Genomic DNA, 2,053 nt, shown 5'->3' on the forward strand with positions numbered 1-2,053 from the left:
CGGTGACGCCGTGGCGGCGCGTGGGACGAGCGACGAACGTGCATGGGACCGTGGTCCCACGCGAGATGCCGGAGACGTGCCATGCACGGCGTCCGAGGGTCGACGGAACAGCCCGACCGACCTCATGCTCGCCCCTTCCTGGTGTGCCAGCCCGTCAGATGGTCCCGGCCCCCGCCGAACCCATCGATGTCGATGTTTGCAAGTGGACACCGGGCTGTCCAGTGAGGATCGCTGACGGGTTCCCTTCAGGAATTCTGACGAGTCGGGAGGGCATCCGTCGCCGTCGTCGGACCGGGCCGTCGGGCAGCGCCTAGGCTCACGCCCCGGGGGGCGTCCGCGGGTGACCGTGGTCGACGATGGACCGAGGGGCAGCAACGATGCGAACCGCCAGGGCCCTCGGTGCGCTCCTGCTCGTGGCTGCGACCCTCGGCGCGTGCGACGGGGGCACCACCGCCACACCGACGACCTCACCGAGCCCCAGCGGGTCACCCGAGGTGCTCGGACCGGAGCCGCTCGCCGCCGAGCCCACGGACTGCCCGATGCTGGCCACGCGGATCGTGGACGCCCTGCAGGACTGGGTCGACAGCTTCCCGACCACCACCGAGCCCGGCGAGGCCCCCACGGCCACCCCCGACACCGACCTGCCGACCCTGGCCGGCGAGCTCGCCCCGCTGGCCGCCGACCTGGGCTGCGACCGGGACACGATGGCCCCGCTCGTGGCCGACGCGCTGGCCGACCTCACCGCCGAGGGGGCGCTGCAGGAGGCCGTCGCGGACACCCTCAAGGCCGACCCCCTCGGCTCGCTGGACCCGTCGGACCCCGACGCCGAGGTCCGCCCGGTCACCACGGGCGAGGAGTTGGTCACGGCGATCGCCGAGGTCGGGTCGGGCTCGACGATCGAGCTGCCGGACGGGCCGGTCGACGTGGACGAACCGCTGGTCCTGCTGCGTCCGATCACCATCACCGGGACGGCGTCCAGCGTCGTGCGGTCCTCGGCCGACGGCGCGGCCTTCATCCTGTCGGCCGACGGCGACGTCACCCTGGAGCAGTTCGAGGTCGTCAACCTGGCCGACGCGGCGTCGGGGGTCGTGGTCAGCGCCGGCGGCTTCCAGCTCACCGACCTGGTGCTGCGTGGCGCCCGGGCCAACGCGAGCGGGGCGGGTGGCTTCGGCGTCGTCGTGCTGCCGTCCCGGGGTGGGCTGGTCCGCGGCGGCGAGCTCGCCACGGTCGAACGCGTCCGGGTCGAGGACGCCACCGGCGGCGGCGTGGTGCTGGGTGGCTCCTCGGACCCCCGGGTCGTCGACGTGACCGTCGTCGGGCCACAGGACGAGCGCGTCGGCTGTGGGCTGTGCTGGATCGGCGCCGCGAGCGGGACCGTCGTCGACGCGACCGTGACCGGCTGGCAGGTGGGTCTGCGCATCGACGAGCAGGCCAGCCCGGTCGTGGAGGGGGGAACCGTCGACGACAACGCGGTCGGCATCACGATGGGCGGTACCGGCGCCCCGGAGATCGACGGCACGACGCTGGCCGGCAACGACACGGGCGTCGAGGCCGCCGGGACCGTCGGTGGCAGCCTGGTGGGCCTGGTGGTGACCGACGCCCGGGACGTGGGCGTGCGGATCACGGCCGGGGCGACTCCCCTCGTCGAGGACCTCGAGGTCGGCGGGTCGTCCAGCGCCGGGTTGGCCGTCGTCGACGACGCCGCCCCGGACGTGCGCGGCGGTGACCTCACCATCGACGGCGAGGTCGCCGCGATCTGGGGTGGCCGCGCGACCGGCAGCGCGACCGGCCTGGCCGTGCACGGTTCGCGGATCGGGCTGCAGGTCGGGGACCGCGCCGCACCGTCGCTCACCGACCTGACGGCCACCGACGTCGGCGACGTGGCGATGATCGCCACGGAGACGGCGGGTGGGTCGCTGGACGGGCTGGTCTGCGACGAGGACGAGCGTGGCACGGTCGTGCTGGTCGAGGGTGCCGAGCTGGACGTCCGGGACGCCGGTGACTGCGAGGTCGTGGAGCAGGCCGTCGAGGAGGGCTGAGCCCGTCCGTGCGC

The 2,053-nt window shown here is 74.4% G+C and carries 1 protein-coding gene; it reads left to right on the forward strand.

Annotated elements, in window-relative coordinates:
* The first annotated feature begins 377 nt into the window (after nt 1-377).
* Entirely contained in the window at nt 378-2,039 is a 1,662-nt protein-coding gene (locus tag KR546_RS04745) for a right-handed parallel beta-helix repeat-containing protein (protein ID WP_238443558.1), read from the forward strand.
* The last annotated feature ends 14 nt before the right edge of the window (nt 2,040-2,053 follow it).

Origin of the sequence: Salsipaludibacter albus (genome assembly GCF_019798055.1) — a bacterium.
Lineage (GTDB): Bacteria > Actinomycetota > Nitriliruptoria > Nitriliruptorales > Nitriliruptoraceae > Salsipaludibacter > Salsipaludibacter albus.